Source organism: Pleurocapsa sp. CCALA 161, assembly GCF_003003995.1.
Taxonomy (GTDB): Bacteria; Cyanobacteriota; Cyanobacteriia; order Cyanobacteriales; family Xenococcaceae; genus Waterburya.
Map to the genome: position 1 here is coordinate 1 of NZ_PVWF01000197.1, position 5,373 is coordinate 5,373.

Genomic DNA, 5,373 nt, shown 5'->3' on the forward strand with positions numbered 1-5,373 from the left:
ACCTATTTGCGAAGCTTATCCTTTAGGACTACCCACTACCTATTTGCGAAGCTTATCCTTTAGGACTACCCACTACCCTGCCAAAACTTCTATCTTCGGTTGAGTATTTACTGCTAAAACGCGATTATAAATCTCTTGCCAGTTAGCTTGTTCTATAGCAGGGTTTAAATCTTGTAAGATTTTTTGTTTAGCTAATTTGCCAAAACTCTGTCTGAGTAAAGGATTTTCTATTAATTTAGCGATCGCAATTCTCAACTCCTCACTAGAATAAGGATTTACTAATAACCCGTTGACACCATCTTCAATAATTTCAGCGATCGCATCGACATTTGTACCGACTACCGCTCTTTCGGCTAACATTGCTTCTAGTAAGGCATTAGGACAACCATCATTGAGAGAAGGAATAGCAAAGATATCCATGTGGGGTAAATATGCCAAAGCTTGATCACGGCTTACTTTGCCTGTAATTACTATTTTGTCTTGTAAACCACTATTAGCTAGTTCTTGTAACCAATATTCTTTTTCTTTTGGCACAAACTCGCCGACAAATAATAAAGTAAATTCTGTTTCTATTGCTTGGCAAGCATCTAAAAGATATTCAATACCTTTCTTGTCTCTAAAATTGCCCACAGATCCGATTACTATTCCCTGTAATTTATCTACTAAATCTGGGGTAGGTAAGTTATCAAAATTTATAGGAGCGATCGAATTTAAAAATGCTGAAGATTTATAAGTAATTGTAGGGGCAAATAATCTGGCGCGGTGCATTAAATCTTGACTAACAAAAGTATTCCAATCAGAATTTTCTAAAGTCCAAGCAATTTGTTTTTGCTGCTGAGAATCAAAAATATGCTTGTGTAAATCCGCCCCTCGAACACTATTAATTACTGATAAATCATTTTCTTTAGCTAACATGGTGGTTAAAAAACCAGTCTCGTTAATAAAAAAGGCATGAACTACATCAAATTGATATTGCTTATGTAGAGTAGTTAGCTGTCCATAAATATCCATTAAATAGTCTTGATCGCGAGCAACAGTAGAACGCACGGCAGGATATAAGCGATGTACGGTAATTCCATCTTGGATACTAGTTTCACAATGAGAACGATAAAATTCTCCTGCCTTAGCTAGTTTCCTTTCCTTACGAAATACAGAACGAAAAACTGCTACATGAACTTGATAACCTAACTCGGTTAGTAATAAAGCAATCCGTTTAGCAGATACACCCACTCCACCTACATCGGGGGGAAATTCTTGGGCTGTGATACAGATAGTTGGGTTGCTGTTCATGACTGGTTAGTTAAATGTTGCTAGAGTTATTTGCTGTTGTAACTACTTTCCCAATTCTCAATGAATCGTTCGTGAAACTTTTATGAGAGAATTTTCATCGATCGCCTGACTTGTAGTGTTTATTTATATAAGCGGTCAAATTCTGAGTTTTGTGGTACTATATACGGTACGCTTTGAAAATCACTTCAATGAAACCATTTACTGTTAAAGAAGCAAGAGATAATCTTTATCGCTTAATTGATCGAGTAGCTGAAACTCATCAGCCGATTACGATTAAAGGTAAGCGCAATGATGCAGTGTTAGTATCTAGAGAAGACTGGGAAGCGATCGCCGAAACGATTTATCTTAATAGTATTCCTGGAATGGTGGAATCAATTAAATCAGCAGCAGCAGAACCTTTATCGGCAGGAACGCCTTTAGAGGAACTTGAGTGGTGAAGCAGTGGCAAGTTATTTTGTCCAAGCAAGCAAAAAAAGATGCTAAAAAGATAGCTTCTAGTGGACTAAAATCTCAGGCACAAGCATCACTAGGAATCTTACAGAGCAATCCATATCAACCACCCTATGAAAAATTAGTGGGAAATTTAGCAGGATATTATTCTCGTCGCATCAATATTCAGCATCGTTTGGTGTATGAAATACACGAACAGGAAAGAATTGTTAGAGTTTTGAGGATGTGGACTCATTACGAATAATCTTGCCTATCATAATTTAGTTCATAGTATTCTTGGTTGTTTCTATTGTCTTAGCTATTGTAATCGCTCAAAAAATCCATAGTTAAGAAGCTAATGTAGTATGTTGCTTAACCATATGCTTGATATATTCGCGTGTATTGTTAACTCCATCTAAATCTAAAGGTAATTCAGTTTTGTCTTGTTGCAGATAATTAATAATTTGTAAGGCAAATTTTTCTGGCTGTAAGTCTTCAGGATAAATCATTTTGACTCGACCTAAACTATCTAGTTTTTTCAGACGAGTTTCCTGTTCTTTATCGTTATTTCCCTGAAATGCCATCATCATCGCTTTCACACCCGTACTTAAAATATTCATAGTGGTGTTGTAGCCACCCATGCCAATAGATAAGTCTGCCTGTTGCATATAATTAAGGAAATTTGGGGTGTAGCGTTCAATAGTGATGTTATCTAGATCTTCAGTTATTTGTTGCAGTTTTACTAATACTTCGTCAGGACTAAACGCACCTGTAAAAACTTGCAAATGATGGGGAATTTGATCTTTTAAGATAGATGCAGTATGAGCCACACATTCTAATAAATCATGTCCGAATCTTCCCCCACCAACACTAACCAAAATCAAAGGTTTATTAGCTATCGGTTGAGGTTGAGGTAGGGGCTGAACTACATAACCTGTGTAGTGTACAGGACAACTTAAGTCTGCTACACGGGAAAAGCTAAGGTTGAGTTTAACAAAGTTAGGATCGCCATGAATTAATAACATATCAAAATATTTATTAATCAAACGACAAACCTTTTCTTCGTGTCTTTGTTGATTTTGTTTAGTAACTACAATATCTCTCACACTAGAAACAATTTTTGTTCCCATTGCTTTCGCCTTTTCCATTAAAGGAATCAGTTCAAAAGAAAAACGTCTTCGACCAAAAGGAAATAACTCGATAATTAAAATATCTGGTTGAAAGCGATCGCACGTATCCAACAGTATTTTGGTTCTAATAGTTTCTAATTCTGACATAGTTAAACTATCATCTACAGGAGTAAGTTCAGTAAACTCACTATCAGTTTTGATTGCAGGAATATTAACTACTTCAATTTCAGGGGGAAACTCAAATTCTTTAATGACTTGTCCACCATTAATAAAACAAATTTGAAAATCAGGAATTAATCCTCGAACTATTTCTACACTACGAATCAAATGACCCATGCCAAGAATATGTTGGCAATAAAACATTACTTTTTTCATGATGACTGATGACTGATGACTGATGAATGATAATTAGACACTAGGCTTAATTAACCTACTACCCATTTGCGAAGCTACATGCGGCAAAGTGCCTTTGTCCTTTAGGACTACCTACTACCTACTACCTATTTGCGAAGCTTATCCTTTAGGACTACCTACTACCTATTTGCGAAGCTTATCCTTTAGGACTACTTACTACCTATTTGCGAAGCTTATCCTTTAGGACTACCTACTACCCATTTGCGAAGCTTATCCTTTAGGACTACCCACTACCCACTACCTATTTGCGAAGCTTATCCTTTAGGACTACCTACTCAGGCAGACTTAAGAGCCACATTTGAACTTTGCTCGATATAAAAAGAGTCGAATAAAAGCATCGATATATAATCAGCAACTCTTGGTAATCCTGCAAAATCTAAATGATTAATAAAGTTAGAATTATCAACTTTATCTAAACTACTAAATAGAGTTTCCATTAACAAATTAGAGTTAAGTAGATTGGGATGAATCATCTTAATTAATCCTGCTTTTGCCATAGCTTGCGCACGAATTAATTGTTCTTGTCCTGGTTTAGTGCGAGGAACAACGATCGCTTTTTTGCCTTTTTGCAAGACTTCAGTAATGGTGTTGTAACCACACATAGAAATCACCATATCGGCAGTATTAACGTAGCTCATTAAATCATTGGTAAACTCCAATGTCGTAACTCCAGGTAATTGTCGCGCCTGTTGATATATTTGCTGTTGCTGTTCGGGGGACATTTCTGCACCACAAAAGATTAAGCTGCGGATTTTTTGCTGACTAAAATAAGCCTGATTTTGTGCTACTCCAGTTAGATAATTATTAATTAAGTAATAACCATCTTCTCCTCCCCCAGGGGTAACTAAGACTAGTTTTTCATTACTTTTAATACCCAATTCTTGACGGATGGTACGACGGTTTTTTAAGCCAGAGTCTTTACGAATGTAACCACAAAAACGGACTTTAGATGCGATCGCCTGACTAAATTGATACTCTTGAACTAGATCGAATATTTCTGGCATTCCCACTACTAACAAGCGATCGTAAGTAGATTCTACTATTTGATAATAATTTTCCTTATGCCATTCTTGAATAGTTTTCTCTGGGGTATCTAAAATGTCTCGTAGCAGCAAGACAAATTTAGTGTTTGGTAAATAATTTTTCAAATAGTCAATTGTTGACTTTAATTCGCCTTGAATTCCTGATGGTTTTTTATCAACTAAAACTAAATCTGGTTGATAGTTTTTAGCAGCAGCTAAAATTAATTCCGAGCGCAAATTTAAAATAGATTCAATATCTGCATTGAGATATTTAACCGCCATTTCCCCTGATGAACCGCGATTAAGACAAGGAAGCTTAATATAGTCTAATCCTTGAGGTAAACGGAAGCTTTGCAGCATCGGTGAGCCAGAAATCAACAAAATTGAAAGATTAGAGATTGATTTGAGTAAATACTTGCAAATAGACAGCATTCGGCTAATATTTCCCAGACCATAAGCATCGTGGGAATAAACCATGATTCTTTGATATTTGCTTGTAGTAACTGTGGAAGGAAGAATGCGAGCCATGATAATTACGCTCTGGTTGTTACTAAATTTTTTGAGGTAGTTAGTAGAGGGAGTAGAGAGGTGGTGGGGTAGTTAGGTAGAGGAGATGGAGGAGTTAATACTCCACTACTTCAATAATTCCATTACTCCAAATACTCTGCTATCTCTCTAAAAGGTTTTCTATTATTGTTAGTTTCACAGTTATCAATGAATCGTCTATGAAACTTTGATGAGAAGAATCTCACTTTAATAAAAGCTATAAGCTATAATCTATAAGCTATAAGCTCTAGGCTAGATAACTTTTAATATCTATGGAGCAGTTACAAGCTTAGATTCTAAGATGTTAGATTGAGTAGTATTAGCAGCGCGACCGATGCCAATGTAATAAAATCCAGCTTGTTCTAGGACATTGCGATCGAGGAAGTTGCGACCATCAATGAGGTTGGGACTATTCATTTTCCTAGCTAATGCACTATAGTCTAGAGTCTTAAACTCTTGCCAGTCGGCGTTGCTGAATAAGAGGTGGATTTGTTAGAAAGTAAGAGTTAAGAAAAGCTCATTTAGCAAATATGAAATGTCCT

At 36.2% G+C, this 5,373-nt stretch carries 6 protein-coding genes; 2 read left to right on the plus strand and 4 right to left on the minus strand.

The features are described from left to right. Window positions 1–72 precede the first annotated feature (72 nt). A complete protein-coding gene (locus tag C7B62_RS24150) occupies window positions 73–1,290 on the minus strand; it encodes a glycosyltransferase (RefSeq protein WP_106243722.1) in 1,218 nt (405 codons plus the stop codon). A gap of 188 nt (window positions 1,291–1,478) precedes the next feature. Here C7B62_RS24150 and C7B62_RS24155 point away from each other — a divergent pair, with 188 nt between their 5' ends. Both C7B62_RS24155 and C7B62_RS24160 read left to right on the plus strand, forming a co-directional pair. After that, complete coding sequence (locus C7B62_RS24155; RefSeq protein ID WP_106243725.1) at window positions 1,479–1,727, plus strand: type II toxin-antitoxin system Phd/YefM family antitoxin; 249 nt, start codon at window positions 1,479–1,481, stop codon at window positions 1,725–1,727. Further along, on the plus strand, window positions 1,724–1,984 hold the full coding sequence (locus tag C7B62_RS24160) for a Txe/YoeB family addiction module toxin (protein WP_199194362.1): 261 nt from the start codon (window positions 1,724–1,726) through the stop codon (window positions 1,982–1,984). The genes C7B62_RS24155 and C7B62_RS24160 overlap by 4 nt, the downstream gene beginning before the upstream one ends. An 82-nt stretch (window positions 1,985–2,066) precedes the next feature. Here the strand turns inward: C7B62_RS24160 and C7B62_RS24165 are convergent, their stop codons facing one another. The 3 genes from C7B62_RS24165 to C7B62_RS25935 form a co-directional block, all read right to left on the minus strand. Then, the gene (locus C7B62_RS24165) at window positions 2,067–3,224 is read right to left on the minus strand and encodes a glycosyltransferase family protein (protein WP_106243732.1); all 1,158 of its coding nucleotides are present in this window, start codon (window positions 3,222–3,224) and stop codon (window positions 2,067–2,069) included. A gap of 314 nt (window positions 3,225–3,538) precedes the next feature. Beyond that, window positions 3,539–4,813, minus strand: coding sequence for a glycosyltransferase family protein (locus C7B62_RS24170; protein ID WP_106243736.1), 1,275 nt, complete (start codon window positions 4,811–4,813; stop codon window positions 3,539–3,541). Between the two features lie 288 nt (window positions 4,814–5,101). Further along, window positions 5,102–5,248: a hypothetical protein gene (locus tag C7B62_RS25935; protein WP_158260744.1), complete on the minus strand. Its 147-nt coding sequence runs from the start codon at window positions 5,246–5,248 to the stop codon at window positions 5,102–5,104. Window positions 5,249–5,373 lie beyond the last annotated feature (125 nt).